This window comes from Burkholderia sp. BCC0398 (genome assembly GCF_902833245.1).
Taxonomy (GTDB): domain Bacteria; phylum Pseudomonadota; class Gammaproteobacteria; order Burkholderiales; family Burkholderiaceae; genus Burkholderia; species Burkholderia sola.
This window is the reverse complement of the sequence record NZ_CADFEM010000005.1, coordinates 326,063-347,430: the sequence shown is the minus strand read 5'-3', so window position 1 is coordinate 347,430 and position 21,368 is coordinate 326,063. Positions and strand designations below refer to the sequence as shown.

The window sequence follows — 21,368 nt, the reverse complement described above, 5'->3', positions numbered from 1 at the left end:
AACATGAAAATCGGCTCTCGCCTGCTCGTCGCCGCAGGCTTCGCACTCGCCGGCCTCGGCGGCCTCGCCGGTCATACGCCGGCCCATGCGGCCGACCTGCCGGCGGTCAACCTCGGCATGACCAGTTTCCTCGACGGCATGCCGCCGGCCGGCGCCGGCTGGTACGGCACGCAGTACCTGCAGTACTACACGGCCGGCCGCGTCAACGACAATGCAGGCAACAAGGTCGGGCTGCCGAAGCAGGACATCGACCTGTTCGCGGGCTTGAGTCAGCTCGTCTATCAGTCCCCGCTGACGTTTGCCGGCATGCATCCGGGCCTCGACGTGATCCTGCCGTGGATCGCGTCCGCGCGGACCGACGACGGCATCGGCAACGTCGCGCTGAATGCGCGCGCCGGCTTCGGCGATCTGCTGATCGGCCCGTTCGTCCAGTTCGACCCGGTGATGGGCGCGCAGGGCCCACGCTTCGCGCAGCGCGTCGAATTCCAGTTCGTCGTGCCGACCGGCGCGTACGATCCGGCGCGCGCGATCAATCCGGGCAGCCATTTCTGGTCGTTCGATCCGTACTGGGCCGCGACGCTGTGGCTCACGCCGAAATGGACCGTATCGTGGCGGCTGCACTATCTGTGGAACGCGACCAACCATCAACCGGCGACGGCACTCGGCCCGGACGTGACGTCGACGCAAGCGGGCCAGGCGATCCACGTGAACTTCGCGACCGAGTACGAAGTGCGGCCCGGCCTGCGGCTGGGGCTCAACGGCTACTGGCTACGTCAGACCACCGACATGAAGGCCAACGGGCAGGACGTGCCGGGCACGCGGGAAGCCGTGTTCGCGATCGGGCCGGGCGCCATGTATAGCTTCTCGCCGCACGATCACCTGCTGTTCAACGCGTACTTCGAGACCTATGCGCGCAACCGGCCGCAGGGGACGCGGATGGTGCTGCGCTACGTGCATCACTTTCAGTGATACACCGGGCGTCGGCCGTCCCGATACGCAGCACGCCGGCTCGGCGGTTAGCCGCAGGGGGCAGCCGTGAAGGCGGTGGACTACGGCTCGTTCCATGATCGACCATGGGTCCAGGATGCATCGACGCCGCTATGGTCGACCTGTCTCGCGGCGCCGCCTGGGGAGGGAGCCTCCATGAAGCCTGTTGCCGCGCCGGCCGCCGAATCGCCCCGGGGCCGGCACGTCGAGCCTGGATCGATGCGCGTGAAGCCGCATCCGCGCGCCGCTTACGGCGCGACGCCGACGAACGTGGGCAGCAGCACGCGATAGACGTGGATCATCGCCGGCCCGAGCAGCACCATCATCAGCGCGGGGAAGATGCAGAAGATCAGCGGAAACAGCAGCTTCAGCGCGATCTTCGCCGCGCGTTCCTCCGCGCGCATCCGGCGCCGCGTACGCAGCATGTCCGACAGCACGCGCAGCGATTCGCCGATGCTCGTGCCGAACCGGTCCGCCTGGATCAGCATCGCGCAGAACGATTCGATGTCCTCGACGCCGGTGCGCAGCGCGAGATTGCGCAGCGCCGTCTCCTTCGTGAAGCCGGAGCGCATCTCGAGCAGCAGCAGATCGAGTTCGCTCGCGACCACCTCGCTGCGAAACCGCAGCTCCTCGCTCACCTTCATCAGCGCCGCGTCGAGCCCGAGCCCCGCCTCGACGCACACCGTCAGCAGGTCGAGCGCGTCCGGGAAATCCTCGAAGATCTTCTGCTGGCGCACCTTGACCCGCTGCGACAGTACGATGTTCGGGATGTAGTAGCCGATGCCGGCGAGCGCCACGAGAATCAGCGACAGCACCGCGCGCTCGTCGCCGAGCGACGTCGTGATCAGCGCCAGCAGCGCCGCGCACGGCAGGCCGAGCGCGAGTATCGTCTTCGCGGTGAAATACAGCGCGGCCGCGCTCTGGTTGCGCCAGCCGGCATTCATCAGCCGGATGCGCAGCGGCGAATTCTCCCAGCCCTCCTTCGGCACCGACAGCTTCGAGATCGGCGTGGACAGCTCGACCAGCTTCGCGACCCAGCGCGACGCCATGTCGTCGCCGTCGCCCGGGCCGGCGACGCCGCCCGCCCCGGTTCCGCCGGCCTGCTGGAGCCGGCGCTGGATGCCGCGCGGCGCGAACAGCAGCATCGCGACGAGCACGCCGCCGGCCACGAAGATGAACAAGCCGCCCAGCATCACGGCCTGGACCACGCTCAGGTTTTGCATGACTACCTCGCAACGGTTCGTTATTCGGCTCGCGCGTCAGACGCGAATGCGCACGATTCGGCGGATCCAGAACAGGCCGAACAGCATCGACACCAGCATCGTGCCGACCATCCGGATCCCGGCCGGATCCTCCCAGAGCACCGACAGGAATTCGCGGTTCAGCAGCGCCATCACCGCCGCGGTGCCGAACGGCAAGAGCCCGAGAATCCACGCCGACAGCCGCCCTTCCGCCGACAGCACGCGCACCTTGTCGAACAGCTTGAAGCGCTCGCGGATCAGCGCGGCGATGCTGTCGAGCAACTCGGCCAGGTTGCCGCCCGTCTCGCGCTGGATCAGCACCGCGATCACGAAGTAGCGCAGGTCCTGCACCGGCACGCGCGTCGCGAGGTTCATCAGCGCGTCGTGCAGCGACACGCCGTAGTTGACCTCGTCGAACGTGACGCGGAATTCGCCGCCCATCGGCTCGGAAAACTCGTCACCGACCATCCCGAGCGTGCTCGTGAACGAATGACCGGAGCGCAGCGCGCGCGCGATCATGTCGCAGATCTCCGGCAACTGCCGTTCGAGCTTGCGCATCCGCCGGGCGCGGCGGCGCAACACGTACATCATCGGCCACCACCCGGCGAACAGCGCGAGCGGCACCGCGGCGAGCTGCGGCGCTCGCGCGAAACTCGCCGCGAACCACGTGAGCGCCGCGAACGTCGCGCTGAGCGTGATCAGCTTCGGCAGCGTCCAGTCGAGGCCCGACTGCTGGATCACGAGATCGAGCGCATGCACGCGCGGCAGGCGCAGCAGCAGCCGGTCGAACGGCTTCGACTCGTCGAGCATGCGCTTTTTCAGGATCGACAGCCGCTCCTGCTGCACGTTGCCGCCGGCCGACATCGCGCGAATGCGCGATTCGATCCGGCGCGCGGCGGCGCCGTGTCGCGCGTTCCACCATTGATAGATGCCTTCGATCGACAGCACGACCGCGACGAAGGTAAGAATCACAAAACCGTAAAAGATCGCATTCATGAGCCTCTCCCCGGCAGCACAGGACGCCCTGGCGTCAGTCCGCCTCGTACCGCATGGACGGGTCGTACAGCGAATCCGGCAGGTTGATGCCGAACGCCTGCAGCCGCTCGACGAACTTCGGCCGCACGCCGGTCGCGCAGAAGTGGCCGCGCACCGCGCCGTCGCGGTCCACGCCCGTGCGCTTGAACGTGAAGATCTCCTGCATGTTGATGATGTCGCCTTCCATCCCGGTCAGTTCCTGGATGCTGATGATCTTGCGCTTGCCGTCCGTGAGCCGCGCCGCCTGCACGACCACCGAGATCGCCGACGCGATCTGCTGGCGCATCGTCTTCGGCGGCAGCGTCAGGCCGGACACGCTGACCATGTTCTCGAGCCGCGTCAGCGCGTCGCGCGGCGTGTTCGCGTGGATCGTTGCGAGCGAGCCTTCGTGGCCGGTGTTCATCGCGTTGAGCATGTCGAGCGCTTCGGCGCCGCGCACTTCGCCGAGGATGATCCGGTCCGGGCGCATCCGCAGCGCGTTGCGCACCAGCGTGCGCTGCGTGATTTCGCCCTTGCCCTCGATGTTCGGCGGGCGCGTTTCGAGCCGCAGCACGTGCGGCTGCTGCAGTTGCAGTTCGGCCGCGTCCTCGATCGTCACGATCCGCTCGTTGCGCGGAATGAAGCCGGACAGGATGTTGAGCAGCGTCGTCTTGCCGCTGCCGGTGCCGCCCGACACCAGCACGTTCACCTTCGCGCGCGACAGCGCGTCGAGCAGCTCGGCCATCGGCGGCGTCAGGCTGTGGTAGCGCACGAGGTCGTCCATCTTCAGCGGGTTGACCGCGAAACGCCGGATCGACATCAGCGGCCCGTCGATCGCGGACGGCGGGATGATCGCGTTCACGCGCGAACCGTCCGGCAGCCGCGCGTCGACCATCGGGCTCGACTCGTCGATGCGGCGCCCGACGCGCGACACGATCTTCTCGATCACCTTCATCAGGTGCGCATCGTCGTAGAACGTCACGTCGGTCAGTTCGAGCTGCCCGCAGCGCTCGACGTAGACCTGCCGGTACGTGTTCACGAGGATGTCGGAAATGCCGGGGTCGCGCAGCAGCGCTTCGAGCGGGCCGAAGCCGAACATCTCGTCGTACACGTCGATCGCGAGCTGGCGCCGCTCGATGTCGTTCGCCGGCATCCTTTCCTCGTCGAGGATGCGTGCGATCAGCGAGCCGATCTCCATGCGGACCTGGTCCTGATGCAGTCGCGACAGGCGCTCGAGCTCGACGCGCTCGAGCACGGCCAGGTGAATTTCGCGGCGCAGCTTCTGGTATGCGTCGCGCACCGACGAATGCGCCGGGCCGACCGGTTCGCCGCCCGCCGCCGCCGGCTGGGCCCGATGCAAGGACATCTGTTCGCGCAATGACATGATGGTTCCCCGTAAGAATTACATCGACTTGAGCTTCGGCGTGGCCTTGCGGCCGAACAGCCGGGACATCAACGGCTCGCTGTGCGTCGCGCTGCGTCCCGCGCGCACCTCGCCGTCGACGAGTTGTTTCGCATGGCCCTGCAACGCCCGTGCGACCGCCGAGCCGCGCGCGAGCCGCGACACCGGATGGCCCTGGTTGATCGCTTCGAGCACGGTGTCGGCATCGTCGGGAATCGTGCAGGCCGCCTGCAGCCCGAGCACTTCCTCGAGCGCGGTGCGGGTCCGCTCGCTCGCGCGCGTCGCGCGGTTCACGATCAGCCGCAACTGGTCGGTCGAATAGCCGAGCGACACGAGGATCTCCAGCAGCCGGCGGCCGGCGCGCACGTGCGGCATCGCGGGCTGCAACACGAGCTGGATCTGGTCGCTGCGATCGAGCGCGACCATCGACAGCGGGTTGATGCCGACGCCGACGTCGAAGATCACGAAGTCGTAGCGCGGTGCCGCGACGCCGAGAATCCATTCGAGCGCGTCCTCGCGCATCTCGGCGGCCTTGACCGGGTCGCCGGCGCCAGCCAGCACGTGGAAGTTTTCCGTCACGTGCGCGACGCTCGCGTCGAGAAACGCGCTGTCGAGCCGTTCGATCTGCGCGCATAGCTGCGGCAGCGTCGACGGCGGGGTTTCGTCGCTGACGAGGAACGCCGCGTCGGCGAACTGCTGGTTCAGGTCGATCAGCAGCACGCGGCGCTTGAAGCCCTCGGCGATCTCGAACGCGACGTTGCTGGCCGCGAAGCTCGTGCCGGCGCCGCCCTTGCACGACATGAACGACACGATGCGCGTGTCGTCGGTATCGCGCCGCGTGCTCTGCGCGGCGGCCCGCCCGAGCGCGTGGCCGAGCGCCTGCGGATCGAGCGGCCACTGCAGCACGTCGCGGGCGCCCGCACGCATCGCATCGAGCAGCACGTGCGGCGATGCGTCGGCCGTCACGAGGATGCAGGTCAGGCCCGCATGCGCGCGGCAGATGCGCTCGATCGCCGACAGCTCGAACGGCTCGAGCGACGCGCCGTCGACCAGCAGGATGTCGAACGCGTCGAGCCCGTCAGTGCGATGTTCGATCTGCGACGGGCGGCCGGTGGCGCGCGTCGTGCGATAGCGTCCGCAGTCGGCCACGAGACGCGCGATCTGCGAAAGCCGCGCGGTATCGTCGGAAGCTACGAGGATATTGATCATGTCGTGTGCCTCGTCTTGTCGATTAGTTGCAGGCGGAGCCGCCCGTCGCGGAATTCAGGCTTTCGCGCGGCAGCGTCGTCGTGAACGGCGGCATTTTCAGCGTGACGTTCATGAACGGGATCATGGTCTTGACGGTGACGTTCGTGACGCTCACCGTCACGAACGAACAGGTGTTGATGTCGCAACTCGACGGCGTGTAGTTAACCGAAACGTTCGCGTTCGACAGCAGCGGCATCAGCGATCGCACACGCTTCACGACGCCCGCGGCGTTCACGTCGCAGACCACCGCCGTGCGTGCGCCGAGGCGCACGGCCTCGCTCGCCGTGTTCCAGTAGAACAGCACGCGGCCGAACTCGAAGATGCCGATCAGCAGCATGATCAGCACCGTCGCGATCAGCGCGAATTCGACGATCGCCGCGCCGCGCTGCGCGCGCCGGCGGGACAGCGGAAATGAGCGCGCGTTCATCAGTATTTGCTCCGAGAAACCCCGCCGTTGATGGCGGGAAGGAAAGGGGGGCTGTTGACAGGTAGCTTCTTCCACGGGTTAGGATCACCGGCATGATCCTTGTCTACCGCTACCGGGTGAAGTCGCTCAACGGACTGCTCAACAAGCAGAGCCGCGCGGTGAACTACGTCTGGAACTTCTGCAATGACACGCAGAAGCACGCGCTCAAGTGGAGCAAGAAGTGGCCGACGGGTTTTGACCTGAACATGCTCACGACCGGCAGCAGCAAGGCGCTCGGCATCCACTCCGGCACGATCAACGCGACGTGCGAGCAATACGCGAAGTCGCGCAGTCAGCACCGTCGGCCCTTCCTGCGCTATCGCGGCAGGAAGTCGCTGGGCTGGGTGCCGCTGAAGGGCCGCGACCTGAAGCGCGAGGGCGACGCGTTTCGCTTTGCCGGCAACACGTTTCGCGTGTTCAACAGCCGGCCGCTTCCCGAAGGCAAGATCAAGGACGGGACCAGCTTTGCGCAGGATGCACGCGGTAATTGGTTCTTGAACATCGTGATCGAGATGCCCGATGTGCAGGCTCGTCCGATCCGTTCCGGTGTCGGCATCGATCTCGGCCTGAAAGACTTCGCCACACTTTCGACCGGCGAGAAACTGCCCAATGACCAATTCGGTCGACGAGCGGCGGACAAGCTGGCGAAAGCGCAGCGAGCACGCAAGCACAAGAGGCATATCGCGAAGCTGCACGCCAAGGTTGCGAATGCGCGTGCCGATTTCCAGCATAAGCTCGCGCTCGATCTGGTGCTGCGTTTCGATTACATCGCGGTCGGCAACGTGTCGGCCGCAAAACTCGCCAGAACCAGGATGGCGAAGAGCGTCTACGACGCATCCTGGTCGTCCTTCCGGGACAAGCTCCGCTACAAAGCGATCGCGCACGGGGCCACGTTCGAGGAAGTGGACGAAAGCGGTTCGACCCAGTCCTGTTCGGCGTGCGGGTCGAAAGACAGCACGACGCGGCCGAAAGGTATCGCGGGACTGCGAATAAGAGAGTGGGCCTGTAGTGACTGTGGTGTCGAACATGATCGAGATACCAACGCTGCGTTGAACATTCTCCGATGCGGACGTGCATCGCCAGGTGTGGGAATCCTCCGCCTTTAGGCGAAGGAGGACGTCAAGACACTTGCCTCATCACGGTGACGATGTTGCCGAAGGTGATCGACGGCAGCCCCGGGTACGCGGGAATCGGCTGGTACTTGTAGCCGCTGATCTTCACTTCGACGACGTTGATCGCGCCCGTGGCCGTGCCGCTTGCCGCGTTGTTGTTCGAATCGTAGGTCGGCAGGTTCGCGAACTGCGACGGATCGGACGCATCGCTGCAGCCGGTCGTGTGCTGCGCGTCGCAGATCGTGACCATCGACGTCGTGAGCCCGGGCACCAGCTCGGTGCCCGACGTGCCGCACGTCGTGCTGCCGTAGACGACCAGGCACTGCGCCTGCGACACCGGATACGCGCTGTCGGTCGGCAACCAGACCGACAGGTAGCGCGCGGCATCGCGGGTCGCCTTGGTCAGCGTCTCGTACTGGTAGATCGCCCGGCCGAACTCGGCCACGCCGGTCGCCAGCATGATCATCGGCATCAGCACGAGCGCGAACTCGACGGCGACGGCGCCGCGGGTGCGCGAACGACGAATCGACGGCTTCTTCATGATCGTCTCTCCGCTATTGAACGAGCATCGGAACCTGAGTTCCGGACGCGCTGCCGCTGCCGGGCAAGCCGTGCGTCGCGCACGGGTTGTTGCCGGACACCGACGAGCCGAGGTATTCCAGATGCGCGACGATGGCGCCGCTGCCCGCGCTGAACGGGAGCGGATCGAGCATCAGCACGCAATCCCACTGCGTGACGTGCACCTTGCCGCTGGTGCCCTTCAGCGTCGAACAGTCGCCCTCCGGCGCGAGCGCGAGGCGCCGGTCGCTGCCGTAGGTCGCGTAGTTGCTCGCCGTCGCCGTGCCGTTGGTCGAGATGCCGCTGCCCGACGGCGGTGCGCCGTCGCCCTGGTAAGGCTTGAAGCTCGCGCGGTCGGCCACGAACTGCGTGTACGCGTCACCCTTGATGCCCGGCGTTCCCGGCGGCCCGTAGTTCGGGCCGACATACGCGTAGCCGGTGAAGTCGGGCTGGCCGCTCGAACCATTCGCGCCGTTCGTATAGATGCCGAAGCGCGTGTTCCAGGCCCGCAGCGACGCCGACTTCAGGCCCGTGGTGGCCAGGTCCGGCGGGCTCGTGATGTTGCAGGTATTGCCCGACAGCTCGCTCGCGAGCGTCGTCTCGTTCGTCGAGCCGTCGAGCGCCGCCCAGCCGAAGTTGCCGGGCCCGTAGGTCGACGACGATCCGGACGGCGACGTGATCCAGTCGCCGACCTTGTAGGCCGGGTCGGACGGGCCGCGGCACACGAACACCGGAATCGCGCAGGTCGTCTGCCCGCCGCCGACGGTCGCGATCGCGCTCGCCGACACTTCCGCCGCATTCGCGAGCTTCGTGCCCGGCAGCACGTTCAGCACCTCGATGAACCAGTGCGCGATGTTGCTCAGCGTCGCGGTGCACTGCACGTACTTGACGCTCGCCGGATTCGTGACCGCGTTCTTGGTCAGGAACGGGTTGGTCAGCGAATCGCTGAACGTGACGTTCGCGTTCGTCGACATCTGCACCGACGTCTTCTGGAAAAACACGAAATTCAGGTGACCGGCGGCGATGCCGTCGGCCTCGGCCACCGACAGGCTGATGGCCGAGGTCAGGTCGCGCGCGGCCGACAGCGCGCAGGCATCGGCGCTGTTCTGCAGTTCGCTGCGCGTGACGTACAGCTTGCCAAGATCCAGCGCGAGCCCGACGAACCCGATCATCACCGCCAGCGAGAGGCCGACGATGATCGCGACGGCACCGCGCTGGCGATGCAGGCTGCGACGCGTGACTTTCGGATAGCGGGCTGCGCGGTTCATGGCGTTCTCCCTGAGCATGCCGTCGTTATTGGGTAGCCTTGCCGATGCCGATCACGAACGCATTGGCAGGCGGCACGGTCTGCTTGAACGACTTGTCGTAGTTGTCGAGCGCGGCCGCGGCGGCGCTGCCGTCGACCCCCGGCGCCGACGCCGGATGTTCGCCGGCATGCGGGTCGATGATCTGGGCGTGCATCACGGTGCGGACCGAATCGCCGAAGCGGCTGTCCCACACCGGGGTCGACGACATGCAGCCGGCAAGCGCGAACGCGAGCGGGGCGGCGAGCGCCGCGCGGCGCACGAATACGAGGTAGGCGGATTTCATGAGCTTCCCCTTGGATGGCTTCAACGATCGGTGGACTGGGGTTCCGCGCCCGTACGCGCGATCTGCGCGTTGGGCGCCGCCGCGGTCCGGTGCTTGGTGCGCGCCGCCGGCTGGGCCGACGGTTCGGCGCCGGCGGCCGCAAGACGCGCGGCGGCGGCTTCGATGCGTGCGACGCGCGCCGCGGTGGCCGCATCGGGCTGCGGCGCGGCGGCCGCGACCGGCGCGGGCGCCTTCGGCGGCTCGGCCGGCACCGGCGGCTGCACGTCGGCTTGCGGTGCACGCGGCGCGGGCAGCGCGGCCGGCACGACCGGCGCTTCCGATTTCGGCGCCGGAGCGGGTGCCGGCGCCTGGGCCGGTGCCTGCGGCGCGGCGGCTGCATCGTTCGCGGGTTGCATCGGCTGCGCGCCTGCCTTGCGTACGCCGCGGCGGCCTTCCATGTTGCCGGTCGCATACACGTCGATTTCGTTCGGCTTCGAGAAGCTGTCGGTCGGCAGCGCGACGTCCGCGGTCTGCAGCGGCTTCACCAGGTGCGGCGTGATCAGGAAGATCAGCTCGGTGCGGTCCTGCTGGAACGACGTGCTGCGGAACAGCGCGCCGAGCACCGGCACTTCGCCGACGCCCGGGATCGCCTTCAGCGCGCCGGTCGCGTTGTCCTTGATCAGCCCGCCGATCGCGAACGATTCGCCGTCGCTCATCTGCACCGTCGTCGATGCGCGCCGCGTGGTGATCAGCGGCAGGATCGACGTGCCGCCGATGTTTGACGCGCTCAGCGTGACGCCCGTCTGCGACAGTTCCGACACTTCCGGCGCGACCTTCAGGCTGATCCGGCCGTTGGCCAGCACCGTCGGCGTGAACTTCAGCGCGACGCCGAACTCCTCTTCCTGCAGCGTGATCGACGAGACGCCGTTGCTGCCGCTCTGCGGGATCGGGATGAAGATCTTGCCGCCCGCGAGGAACGTCGCTTCCTGGCCGCTGATCGTCACGAGGTTCGGCTCCGCGAGGATCTTCACGAGGTTGTCGGTGTTCTGCGCGTCGGCCGCGATGCTGAACGGCTTGTTGTTCGCCTTGTTGAAGATGGCGCCGCTCGCGACACCGGCAAGCAGGTTGCTGACCAGCGCGCCGCTCCACGAACCGAAGCCGCCCTGGATGTTGAACGCGCTGCCCATCTGGTTGATCAGCGTCTTCGACACCTCGGCCACCTTCACCTCGAGCATCACCTGCTGCGGCGACGTGACGTTCAGCATGTTGAGCACGCCGCCGCCCTGCTTGCCGCCGCCCGCGCCTTCGCCCGCGCTGTCGCCGTACGCATGGGCGATCTGCACGGCCTGCTGCGCGGCCTGCGAGCTCGACACGGTGCCGGCCAGCACGATCGTGCCGGCCGCGGTCGACACATGGATGTCGCGCTCGTTCGGCATCAGTTGCAGCAGCGACGCCTGCAGCCCGCCGGCGTCCGCGCCGACCGCGACGTCGATCACGCGGCATGCGCCGCTCCTGCCCTGCACGATCATGTTGGTCGTACCGACCGCGAGCCCGAGGATGTACAGCGTCTGCGGCGACACCATCGTCGCCTGCGCGACGGCCGGATTGCCGATCGTCCGGTTGCGGACCGGCTCCGGCATCGGCACCAGCAGCGACTTGCCGAGCGGCACCGCGACGCTGGTCGATTCGCGCACGGCGCCGACGCAGTTCGGCCCGCGCAGCGGCCCCGCCGACGCGGCGGGCGCGGCGGCCGGCGCCGGCGTCATGCTGATCGTCATCTGCATCGGCCCCTTGCCGGCCGCGGCGGGCGCGCTGGCGCCGCCCTTGGTCAGCACCGCCGATTCGATGCCTTCCTGGGCGAGTGCGCCATATACGGTCAGCCATCCCGAACAGAGGATCGCGGCCATCATCGTGCCCCGTGCGACGCGTGTGCGCAGTGGGCCGGTACCTGTGCGTTGCGGTTTGATCTTCATTTCGTCTGATCCCCCGAGAGACCGGCGCCGTGCCGGTTATCGACTTCCAAGGCCGCCGCGCGTTGCCGGCGGCCGGTTTGTTTATCTGGCTGGTTGGTTTGGCTTCAGAAACACTCGACGCTGCCCTTCACGCCCGTCAGCACGCCGACGCAGTCGCGCCGCACTTCCGGCGCCGCATGCGACGCGACGTGCACACGGACCGGCCGCACCTGGACGGGCGCCGGCGCCGCTGCCGGTGCGGGCTCCTTGCCGAGCAGCGTCAGCTTGGTCGCGCCGCCGGTGGTCAGCGTCTTCTGGTCGACCTGGTTGCGCAGCACGAGCGACAGCGTGCCGACGCTGCGCGCGAGGTCGAGCCGTTCGGCCTGGTCGGGCGTGACTTCGAGCGTCACCGCGTTGACCACCTTCGGCGCCGTGTCGTCGCGGCTGACCTGCTGCGCGACGGCGAGCACGAGGATGTGCTCGAGCACGATCTTCGAGATGCTCTGCCCGTCGGTCTTGCCCTGCTGTTCCTGCGTGTTGACGATCACGTCGACGTAGTTGCCCGGCAGCGCGAAGCCCGCGACGCCGACCACGTCGTTCACGCGCACCGTGATCGCGCGGCTGCCGTCGGCGATCACCGCGGACAGCCCGCCCTTCGTGCCGACCGGCGCGAGCTTCGACTCGATCACCGGCTCGCCGCGCGCGAGGCTGGTGCGCACGACGCGCCCTTCGAGCGTTTTCGTATCGGTGAACGCGCCGGTCGGCACGCTGCCCGACGGCCAGCTCACCATGTGGATCTGGTTCGGCCCGAGCGGCTCGCCCAGGTTCAGGTCGGTGGTGGCCACCGCGACGGACGTGACCGAGCTCGTGGATGTCTGTACCAGCCAGCGGGACGCGAACACGACCGCGGCGAGACCCGCGATCATCGCGACGACCAGCATCATGAGCGCTCGACTGTTTTTCATGGCAATGCTCCTCGACGAATCGTGAAAGAAACGGCTCAACCGGTGATGAACGTGCGGCCTCCGCGCTCGACGGGCGGCGGACGACCGTCGTCACGTTCGGGCGCCGAGCCGAAATAGCTCGCCCACGCGTCGTAAAGCGCGTCGTGCGTCACTTCGGGCGGATCGCCGCGATACCGCGCACCGGCGGCCACCAGGCGCAGCAGATCCACGGGGAAACAGGCAAGAAACGCCTTGCCGGTCGGAAAATGCAGCCGGTGCAGCAGGAAGTCGAAAGCATCGCTCGCCGATACGAGCCCGAGCGACGTGCAGGCCGCGTCGTACACGGCGCGGTAGTGATCGATCGACATCGCGCCGACGTGCAGCTTCGAGCCGAGGCGGCGCATGAACGCGTCGTCGCAGAACTGCTCCGGCGCCAGGTTGCTCGAGAACACCGGCCATACGTCGAACGGCATCACGAAGCGGTTGCCGGATTCGAGCGTCATGAAATCGACGCCGCGATCGAGCGGACGTAGCCAGCGGTTGAGCAGGTCGCGCGGCTCGACGCGCTGGCGGCCGAGATCGTCGACGACGTACATGCCCATGTTCGCCTTCATGTGCGGCGGCGCCTGATAGAAGCCGGCCGCTTCGTCGCGGCGAAGATCGAGCTCGCCGAGCGTCAGTTCGCCGCCGGACATCACGACCGGCCGTTCGCACAGGCGCCAGCGACGGTCGACCGACTGGCCGCGGGCCTGCGACGCTGCGTCGACATGCAGGAGCGGGTCGTAGACCTGGATCACTTCGCCGGCCGCGCAGATCGCGTACGGGATCGGTACGCGACCATGCATCAGCGTGCCGAGCCGTTCGGCGAGGAAGGTCTTGCCGCTGCCGGCCGGGCCGTAGATCAGCAGCGGCCGGCCGGCGTTCAGCGCGGCAGCGGCGGAGTCGAGGATCGACGTGTCGATCACGACGCCTTCGAACGCCGCCCACACGTCGCTCTGGCCGATGTGCAGCTTGCGCACCGAATGCGCGGCCACGTTCGCGAGATACGCGTCGAGCGTGACCGGCGCGGGACCGCTGTAGCCGCTGCGTTCCCGTTCCTCGAGCGCGAGCACGCGGCCCGCGTCGGTCAGGCGAAACGTGACGTCGAGATCGGTCGCGCCGCGATGGGTCAGCTCGACGAGATGCTCGCGCACCAGGAACGCAAAGACGTCGTCGAGCACCGCGAGCGGCAGGCAGTGCCGCTCGACCAGGTCGCCGTACGACGGGCGGCCGAGCATCAGCGTCGACTTCAGCACGAGGCCGGCGACGAACGTCGTGCTCAGGCCGGTTTCCGCGAGCGTGCGCGGCGCCGCGGGCAGCTGCGCGCCCAGCTTCGTATGGATCTCCCGCGACGGCGGCGGATCGGGCAGGCGTGCCACCTGCGCGTCGCGTCTCGGTTCGGTGTGGTTCGTGTTCATGGTCGCTCCGTCCTCGTTGCGTCCTCGTTGCGGATCCGCCGCGCTATGCGCACGACGCGAACAGCATGCCCAGCGTGCCGACCGCGATCGCCACGCCGTACGGCAGCGTGCCGACCGACGCGATCTCGACGGGGCCGTCGTCGGCCTCGGCGCGCGCCGCTCGCGAGCGCCGCACGATCAGCGTGCGCACGTTCGCCCACATCTGGCGCATCCGCCCGCGCAGCAGCGCGTAGGCGATGGCGCCGACCCCGCCGGCCACGAACGTGGCCAGCACGATGTAAAACGTCATTTCCGCGCCGACCCATGCGCCGATCGCGAGCATCAGCTTCACGTCGCCCGCCGCCATCCCGCGCAACAGGTAGAACGGCAGCAGCAGGCCGAAGCCGGTCGCGGCTCCGGCGAGCCATCCGAGCGCGCCGGCCAGCACGCCGTGCAGCAGGCACTGCGCAACCAGCGCGCCGGCCAGGCCGAGCAACACGAGGCGGTTCGGAATGCGACGGCTGGCGATGTCCGTACTGGCCGCGGCGATCGCGAGCAGCGTCACGCACAACGGAACCGGGTAAGGCGGCGCAACGGGAAACATGGCGAACCTCGCGTATCGAATCGGTGGATCAGGAAACCATGGACAACGCGGTGGTCAAGGCGGCGCTGACGGCCGCGGCGATCATCTCGTACGTATCGACGAGCGAGCCCTTCAGCGTGACGACGCTGCCCAGTACCGCGACGGCGAACATCGACGCGAGCAATGCATATTCGATCGACGTCACACCCCGTTCGTCGGCGATCCAGCGACGGGCGACACGCGCGAAGGCTTGCATGATGGTCTCCGGTTTCCGGTTGATCGGGATGGCCGGGGACGGCTCGAATGCTGCACCAGCCGAGCCGCCCGCGGCGCGGTGCATCAGATGCCTGCAACCGCCGAATCGAGGTCGGCCGCGATCGTGCTGAACACGGTCTTGAGGTCCTTCCCGATGGTCGACAGCGCGGCGATGATGCCGATGGCGATCAGCGCGGCGATCAGGCCGTATTCGATGGCGGTCACGCCGTCTTCGTCGCGAATGAAACGGCCGGCTTGTTGAATGAACTTGGACATGGTGTTCTCCTTGCGTGGTGACTTTCAAAACCCTCGCGCACCGGCTGGTCGGACGACCGTGCATCGATACGTCGAGGAATATCGTTGATGCCGTGTGGCGCCGACGAACGATTCGAACGATCGGACAAACCGTTCGTCGTACCGTCCATCAGAGGCCTGCTACCGCCGAGTCCAGATCCGCGGCGATCGTGCTGAACACGGTCTTCAGATCCGTACCGACCGTCGCCAGCGCGGCGACGATGCCGATTGCGATCAGCGCGGCGATCAGGCCGTATTCAATGGCCGTCACGCCGTCCTGATCCTGGACGAACCACGCGATCTTTTCGATGATTCTTGACATGAGCACTCTCCTTTCGGACTGCTATGAAATACCCTTCGTCGGTCAAGACGTCGGGGGTGGGCACCACCGGCACTACGCTAGAAATCGGAAGCCGACGATCAGTCGCGGAAACGGGGCGGACTACCGCGGTTCGTACGAACGGGTATCGGCGAGACGGAGCATGAGAGACGCGTGTACGGTCCGACCGGCCGGATGAATCGGGCAGGTCGAGCGACCGGAACGGCACGACGGCCGTTCGACGCATGGAATCCGGTTGAACGGGAGAGGAACTCCCGGCAAAGCTGCAATGTGTCTTTGACGCGGCTTGCGATCCGCGATGTGCTGTGGTCGTTCATTTTTATTCCCCATGTACTGCCATGCCGATTTCTTATTGCCCGGAAGCTGCCAGGTCTGGTGGGTCGTTCGACGACGGTTCCCGCGGTTGATGGATCTGGAGCTGCTGTTCCCCGACGCGCTCCGGACCATCCTTGCCGCAGGCGATTCGCGAGCCGGTTCCGCTGCCTGTTGCCTGAACCGCCCGCTCGCCACGTCGTCGACTGCCGTGCCAACGCTTACGCAAAGAGCGGACCATCCCGGGCGGAATCGAGGCGTACCAAGGGTTTCGGCGATCCGCACGCCAGCCCGTCAAACGCCCGGCTGCCGAAATGTTTCAACTTTGATATATGCGGGTCGGGCGCATCCAGCCGGCATGAAACCCCGTCATCGCGCTGCACAAAGGGCCTAAAAAATTTTCTCGGGATTTTCCCGAACGCCGCGCGTTGCCCGAGCGTCGCGGGTTCGGCGGCATGCCCGGTCGGTAACAATCACGGAATGTTTCAGGCCAGAAACACAAATTCCGGCGGCGGCGTTTTCTCATACCAGAAATGGCGGTTTTCGCCCGAATCGCTGAACACATTCAATGCCGTCCGGCCGTGCCTGGTTTGCATCACGCGTTTTTTTCTTCAACAATGAATTCACGGACAACGCCATTTCAGAGCGATCGATCCGCAGGCACGACAACATCGAACGGCCGCGACAGACCACGCGGCCACACCACAGACGGGGCATCATGTACACAGCCAATCGTGGAACGCGCGATCGCGCAATACGCTGTGCTCAATGGCTGACGGCCGACCGGATCATTCCGTACAGCTGCATCATGCTGGCGCTCTTCGTTGCGCTGCTGATCGTCTGGGGTGTCGTGACCGACGGCTTCACGTCGAACGCCACCGCCCGCCCCGGCACCGACTTCTCGGTCTTCTGGACCGCATCGCATCTCGTGTTGCAAGGCCACGCCGCGGCGGCCTACGACACGTCGTCATTCCTGCAGGCCGAGTTCGCGCACTTCGGTGCGTATCTGCAAAACCGGCCGCTTCCCTGGCTCTATCCGCCGACGATGCTGCTGTTCATCGCTCCGGTTGCCCTCGTGCCTTTCCTGCCCGCTTACTTCCTCTTTTTCGCGGGCAGTCTTTTATGCTACGCGTTCGCCGTCTCGCGGTTGTCGGGGCTGCGCGCGCATCTTCCCGTGCCGCGCGCCGCGGCGCTCGTCGTCGTCGCGTATTCGGCCGTGTGCATGTCCGCGCTGTTCGGCCAGAACAGCATCCTGACCGCCGGCCTCGCCGCGCTCGCGCTGCATCTGCTCGGCAAGCGTCCGGTCGTGGCGGGCGTGCTGATCGGGCTGCTCGCGATCAAGCCGCAACTCGCGGTCGTGTTCCCGTTCGTGCTGATCGCGACGCGCGCATGGCGCACCTTCGCGGCGGCCGGGCTCAGCGCGACGCTGTTCGCGGCCGCCGGCGTCGCACTGGCCGGCCCCGCCGCGCTGCACGGGTTGAGTCATGCGATGTCGACGGTGCGCGAGCAGCACTTCATGCTCGCGTCGTACTGGCTCGCGTCGCCGACGCCGTTCGCCGCGCTGCGGCTGGCTGGCGCGCCGGTGGCGGCCGCGCTGGCCGCGCAGGCGGCGGTCGCGCTCGTCGCACTCGCCGCGGCCGTCGACGTATGGCGCCGCACGCGCGACATGCGACTGCGCGGCGCGGTGCTGGCGGTCGCCACGCTGCTGACGACGCCGTACCTGTGGAACTACGAACTGACGTGGCTCGGCATCGCGGTCTTCTGTCTGATCGCGCACGGTCTCGACGAAGGCTGGCTGCCCGGCGACCAGGGCATCCTCGTGCTGGCGTGGCTGCTGCCCATCTTCGAAATGCTGAACCGGCTGATGAAGCTGCCGCAGATCGGGCCGGTCGTGCTGCTCGCGGTGCTGTTCGTGGTGGTGCGCCGCACGGCGCTTGCCTCGCGGAGCGCACGATGAAAACGCCATCGTTCGCCCGCCACGCGCACTCGGCCGCCGACCTGCATCCGGAACTCCCAATCGCCGGCCCGCGCCGCCATCCGCACTGGCTCAACCGCGATCGCGTACGGCTCTATGCCGCCGGCGTGCTGTTGACGGAGCTGCTGTTCATCGTCATCTACCTGATCCGCGTGCACTTGTCGCACGACGGCGCGCTGGAGCCGCTGTCGCAGGATTTCTCGCCGGTCTGGAGCGCCGCATGGCTCGCCGCGCACGGACGTGGCGCCGACGCGTGGCATTACTCCACGCTGTTCGCGGTGCAACAACTCGCCATCCCGACGATGACCCTCGCGGACGGCACGCTGCCGTGGCTCTATCCGCCGACGATGCTGCTGCTCGTGCTGCCGCTTGGCTGGCTGCCGTACACGCTGGCGCTCGTGCTGTGGCTCGCGACCGCGTATGCGCTGTTCGCCGGGGCGATGCGCGCGACCGTGCAGCGCGACGCCGCGTGGCTGTGCGCGCTTGCGTTCCCCGGCGCGTTCCTTACGGTGATCGTCGGGCAGACGAGCCTCTTCACCGCGACGCTCGCCGCGTTCGGCCTGCTCGCGCTGAACCGCCGCCCCGTCTGCGCCGGCATCTGTTTCGGGTTGCTGACGATGAAGCCGCAGCTCGCGGTGCTGTTCCCGCTCGCGCTGCTGTGTGCCGGCCAATGGCGCGCGCTGGGCGCATGGGCCGCGACGATCGCCGTCGGCGCGCTGCTCGCGACGCTCGCGTTCGGCGTCGGCCCATGGATCGCGTTCATCCAGTTGATCGCCCACGTCTATACGATCGTCGGCACCGGCCACGCGAAGCTCGCGCGGATGCCGACCATGTTCGCGCTGGCGACGATGGCCGGCTGGCCCGCGCTCGTCGCGCGCGGCCTTCAACTGCTGTCGGCGGCGGGCGCGGCGATCGCGGTCGTCTATGCATGGCGCGGCGCGTGTTCGTACGCGCTGCGCGCCGCGACCCTCGCATGCGCATGCCTGCTCGTCAGCCCCTATCTGTACGACTACGACCTGACGTGGTACGGCATCGTGATCGCGTGGTACGCACGCTATGCGTGGACGCACGGCTGGCGGCGCTTCGATCGCGAATGGCTGATGCTGCTGTGGCCGATGCCGCTCGCGAGCCTCGCGATCGTCCCGCATCTGTCGTTCCAGTTCATGCCGCTCGTGACGCTCGCGTCGCTCGCGCTGCTCGTCAGCCGGATCGCCCAGGAAAGACGCGACGTGCCGTCGATGCCCGACGCGCGCGACATCTCGACCGAGACCGAATTCGCGCACCCGGTCCGACCGCACCACCGCCCGGCGCACGGCATGCGCCGCACCGGCCGCCTGACGCTCGGCGCCCACCGGTAAAACGACATCACAAGGGGAATCATCATGCGGGAATCCATCTACACGCCGCTCGTCTCGCTGGTCGTGCCGTTCTACAACGAAGGCGAAGCCGTCGAGCGCTTCTTCGATGTCGTGATTCCGCTGATGAGCGCGATCGATGCGATCCGCTTCGAGATCGTCTGCGTGAACGACGGCAGCCGCGACGACACGCTGGAACGTCTGGTCCGGATCGGCGCCGCCGAGCGGCGCGTGCGCGTCATCGATCTCACCCGCAATTTCGGCAAGGAGGCCGCGCTGACGGCCGGCCTCGACGAAGCCGCCGGCGATGCAGTGATCCCGCTCGACGCCGACCTGCAGGACCCGCCGAGCCTGATTCCGGTGCTGATCGAGCACTGGCGCGACGGCGCGGAGGTCGTCGCGGCCAAGCGCAGCAACCGCGCATGCGATTCGTTCGCCAAGCGCACCGCCGCCGCGATCTACTATCGCGTGCACAACCTGCTGTCGGACGTGAAGCTGCCGGAGAACGTCGGCGATTTCCGGTTGATGGATCGCAAGGTCGTGAACGCGCTGCGCAACCTGCCCGAGCGGCACCGCTTCATGAAGGGCCTGTTCGCGTGGGTCGGCTACAAGACCGTGATCGTCGAATACCAGCGCGATCCGCGCAGCGCCGGGCACTCGAAATTCTCCGGGTGGAAGCTGTGGAATTTCGCACTGGAAGGCATCACCAGCTTCAGCACCGTGCCGCTGCGCAGCTGGACCTACATCGGCATCGGCATCGCGGCGCTCGCATTCGTGTACGGCACGTTCATCATCCTGCGCACGCTGCTGTTCGGCAATCCGGTGCTCGGCTACGCGTCGCTGATCTCGGTCACGCTGTTCATCGGCGGCATCGAGCTGATCGGGATCGGCGTCGTCGGCGAATACGTCGGGCGGATCTACGACGAATCGAAGCAACGGCCCGTGTACCTGATCCGCCGCCGCTACCAGACGCACGGCAAGGTGATCGAACTGCCGGTCGCGCGCGACGCACGCCGCCAGCCCGCACGCCGGCGCGCGCAGCCGGTCCGGGCGCGCATCGGCGCGCGCTGACGCGCAGGCGCCATGATCGCGCTGCTGCAGGCCGAGCGCACGCGGCTCGTGCGCTTCGGCGTGTCCGGGCTCGGCTCGACCGCGATCCACTCGCTGGTCGCGGCCGCCCTGTTCGCGCTGTTCGATGCGACGCCGGTGACCGCGAATGCGGTCGCGTTCCTCTGCGCGACCGGGTTCTCGTATCTGGCGAATACGCTGTGGAGCTTCTCGTCGACGGTGCGCACCCGCAACGCGACGCGCTTTCTCGCGGTCACGCTCGTCGGGTTCGTCGAAACGATGCTGCTTGCACGCGCCGCCGAGGCGCTGGATGCGTCGCGCGCGATGAGCGTCGTCGCGATCGCGCTGCTGATTCCGCCGACGACGTTCGTGCTGCACCGGCTCTGGACGTACCGGTAAGCGGCCCGCTTCCCGCTCCCGCCAATAATCGGTCAATCAATTAACAGATTCAATTTCGTGATATTTATGTCACGCATCGATTCGATTGATTACGATTTCAAAATTAACCCGATAAATCATTTTCCGACCTGTTTACTTTTACAGCTTCCACGATTAACCAAACGGGATAATCTGCATTCGCCGTCGCTTCTGCATGCGTCGAATCCGGCGAAAACCCTTGCAGCACAACGCGATGGCGGCCGCATGAAGCAATTCTCGAAACGATAAGTTCCATTACTTGAAACGGGAGCTTCTATGTCACGCGTTACCGATGTGCTCGTCTCGTTCGATACCGAAACCATTCTCAAAAAATATCCGAATCCCAGCAAGAATCCGGCCGCGCCGACGCTGATCGACTGGCATTACGTGTATATGGTGACGAATCAGGACAACGTCATCTCCGGGCAGGCGGGCGGCGAGCTCGATCTGAAGGCGCAGGTCGGCGACCTGATCCGCTGGCGCGAAACGAGCCTGTCGCTGGGCTTCGAAAACCAGGTGGTGTTCTACAAGTTCGTCGGCAACGCCGGCAACGACCTGATCTCGACGCCGACGCCGCGCGTCGCGGAAGCGTCGATCCCGGTGCCGAACACGAGCAAACCGGAAGTGCCGACGTGCCAGAAGGTCGCGAACTACTACTGGTCTTCCGAATGCCTGAAGGTCGGCCGCGTGACCTACCACTTCCAGTTCCAGATCATCGATCGCAATTGCCAGAGCCAGGGCTGCTTCTCGTGGGATCCGTTCATCTCGATCCATAACTGATCGCGGCACGCGGGCGGCGCACGACGGCCGTCCGTGCCGCTCCCTTGTTGCGGAGGGCGT

22 protein-coding genes are annotated in these 21,368 nt (G+C 66.9%); 7 read left to right on the top strand and 15 right to left on the bottom strand.

What is annotated here, in order from left to right; all coding sequences use genetic code 11:
* Positions 1-3: 3 nt before the first annotated feature.
* Positions 4-969: a transporter gene (locus HWX76_RS13465; protein WP_050015413.1), complete on the top strand. Its 966-nt coding sequence runs from the start codon at positions 4-6 to the stop codon at positions 967-969.
* A gap of 266 nt (positions 970-1,235) precedes the next feature.
* Here HWX76_RS13465 and HWX76_RS13460 read toward each other — a convergent pair whose 3' ends face one another.
* The 5 genes from HWX76_RS13460 to HWX76_RS13440 are packed head-to-tail and all read right to left on the bottom strand — an operon-like array spanning position 1,236 to position 6,319.
* On the bottom strand, positions 1,236-2,210 hold the full coding sequence (locus HWX76_RS13460) for a type II secretion system F family protein (RefSeq protein WP_050015320.1): 975 nt from the start codon (positions 2,208-2,210) through the stop codon (positions 1,236-1,238).
* Between the two features lie 36 nt (positions 2,211-2,246).
* Positions 2,247-3,224, bottom strand: a complete 978-nt coding sequence (locus HWX76_RS13455; protein WP_050015321.1) for a type II secretion system F family protein — start codon at positions 3,222-3,224, stop codon at positions 2,247-2,249.
* 34 nt (positions 3,225-3,258) lie between these two features.
* On the bottom strand, positions 3,259-4,626 hold the full coding sequence (locus HWX76_RS13450; protein ID WP_050015323.1) for a CpaF family protein: 1,368 nt from the start codon (positions 4,624-4,626) through the stop codon (positions 3,259-3,261).
* An 18-nt stretch (positions 4,627-4,644) separates the two neighbouring features.
* Positions 4,645-5,853: an AAA family ATPase gene (locus HWX76_RS13445; protein ID WP_050015325.1), complete on the bottom strand. Its 1,209-nt coding sequence runs from the start codon at positions 5,851-5,853 to the stop codon at positions 4,645-4,647.
* 22 nt (positions 5,854-5,875) lie between these two features.
* Entirely contained in the window at positions 5,876-6,319 is a 444-nt protein-coding gene (locus HWX76_RS13440; RefSeq protein WP_124555452.1) for a TadE family protein, read from the bottom strand.
* A 92-nt stretch (positions 6,320-6,411) separates the two neighbouring features.
* On the opposite strand from HWX76_RS13440, the gene HWX76_RS13435 reads away from it, so the two are divergent.
* Entirely contained in the window at positions 6,412-7,464 is a 1,053-nt protein-coding gene (locus tag HWX76_RS13435) for an RNA-guided endonuclease TnpB family protein (protein WP_176015913.1), read from the top strand.
* Positions 7,465-7,477: 13 nt separating this feature from the next.
* Here HWX76_RS13435 and HWX76_RS13430 read toward each other — a convergent pair whose 3' ends face one another.
* From HWX76_RS13430 to HWX76_RS13385, 10 genes are all read right to left on the bottom strand, one after another.
* A complete protein-coding gene (locus HWX76_RS13430; RefSeq protein ID WP_124592668.1) occupies positions 7,478-8,011 on the bottom strand; it encodes a TadE/TadG family type IV pilus assembly protein in 534 nt (177 codons plus the stop codon).
* A 13-nt stretch (positions 8,012-8,024) separates the two neighbouring features.
* A complete protein-coding gene (locus HWX76_RS13425; RefSeq protein WP_124679154.1) occupies positions 8,025-9,296 on the bottom strand; it encodes a TadE/TadG family type IV pilus assembly protein in 1,272 nt (423 codons plus the stop codon).
* Positions 9,297-9,321: 25 nt separating this feature from the next.
* Entirely contained in the window at positions 9,322-9,618 is a 297-nt protein-coding gene (locus HWX76_RS13420; RefSeq protein ID WP_124592666.1) for a hypothetical protein, read from the bottom strand.
* Between the two features lie 20 nt (positions 9,619-9,638).
* On the bottom strand, positions 9,639-11,570 hold the full coding sequence (locus HWX76_RS13415) for a type II and III secretion system protein family protein (RefSeq protein WP_176015912.1): 1,932 nt from the start codon (positions 11,568-11,570) through the stop codon (positions 9,639-9,641).
* Positions 11,571-11,674: 104 nt separating this feature from the next.
* Positions 11,675-12,514 carry a Flp pilus assembly protein CpaB gene (gene cpaB / locus HWX76_RS13410; RefSeq protein ID WP_124592664.1) on the bottom strand — a complete coding sequence of 280 codons (840 nt, stop codon included), beginning with the start codon at positions 12,512-12,514 and terminating at the stop codon, positions 11,675-11,677.
* A 35-nt stretch (positions 12,515-12,549) separates the two neighbouring features.
* Complete coding sequence (locus HWX76_RS13405) at positions 12,550-13,950, bottom strand: ATP-binding protein (RefSeq protein ID WP_050015337.1); 1,401 nt, start codon at positions 13,948-13,950, stop codon at positions 12,550-12,552.
* A 43-nt stretch (positions 13,951-13,993) separates the two neighbouring features.
* Positions 13,994-14,533 (bottom strand): prepilin peptidase, encoded by a 540-nt coding sequence (locus HWX76_RS13400; protein WP_050015339.1) that lies wholly within the window; start codon positions 14,531-14,533, stop codon positions 13,994-13,996.
* Between the two features lie 28 nt (positions 14,534-14,561).
* Positions 14,562-14,768 carry a Flp family type IVb pilin gene (locus tag HWX76_RS13395; RefSeq protein WP_124555503.1) on the bottom strand — a complete coding sequence of 69 codons (207 nt, stop codon included), beginning with the start codon at positions 14,766-14,768 and terminating at the stop codon, positions 14,562-14,564.
* A gap of 83 nt (positions 14,769-14,851) precedes the next feature.
* Positions 14,852-15,043: a Flp family type IVb pilin gene (locus tag HWX76_RS13390; protein WP_050015343.1), complete on the bottom strand. Its 192-nt coding sequence runs from the start codon at positions 15,041-15,043 to the stop codon at positions 14,852-14,854.
* Positions 15,044-15,191: 148 nt separating this feature from the next.
* A complete protein-coding gene (locus HWX76_RS13385) occupies positions 15,192-15,383 on the bottom strand; it encodes a Flp family type IVb pilin (protein WP_050015345.1) in 192 nt (63 codons plus the stop codon).
* A 1,048-nt stretch (positions 15,384-16,431) separates the two neighbouring features.
* Between HWX76_RS13385 and HWX76_RS13380 the strand changes: the two genes are divergently transcribed.
* The 5 genes from HWX76_RS13380 (at position 16,432) to HWX76_RS13360 (ending at position 21,308) form a co-directional block, all read left to right on the top strand.
* Positions 16,432-17,670, top strand: coding sequence for a glycosyltransferase family 87 protein (locus HWX76_RS13380; protein ID WP_050015347.1), 1,239 nt, complete (start codon positions 16,432-16,434; stop codon positions 17,668-17,670).
* Positions 17,667-19,046: a glycosyltransferase family 87 protein gene (locus HWX76_RS13375; protein ID WP_176015911.1), complete on the top strand. Its 1,380-nt coding sequence runs from the start codon at positions 17,667-17,669 to the stop codon at positions 19,044-19,046. The genes HWX76_RS13380 and HWX76_RS13375 overlap by 4 nt, the downstream gene beginning before the upstream one ends.
* A 24-nt stretch (positions 19,047-19,070) precedes the next feature.
* On the top strand, positions 19,071-20,114 hold the full coding sequence (locus HWX76_RS13370) for a glycosyltransferase family 2 protein (protein WP_124555462.1): 1,044 nt from the start codon (positions 19,071-19,073) through the stop codon (positions 20,112-20,114).
* A gap of 12 nt (positions 20,115-20,126) precedes the next feature.
* A complete protein-coding gene (locus HWX76_RS13365; protein WP_050015352.1) occupies positions 20,127-20,510 on the top strand; it encodes a GtrA family protein in 384 nt (127 codons plus the stop codon).
* 294 nt (positions 20,511-20,804) lie between these two features.
* Positions 20,805-21,308, top strand: coding sequence for an inclusion body family protein (locus HWX76_RS13360; RefSeq protein WP_050015353.1), 504 nt, complete (start codon positions 20,805-20,807; stop codon positions 21,306-21,308).
* Positions 21,309-21,368: the final 60 nt, after the last annotated feature.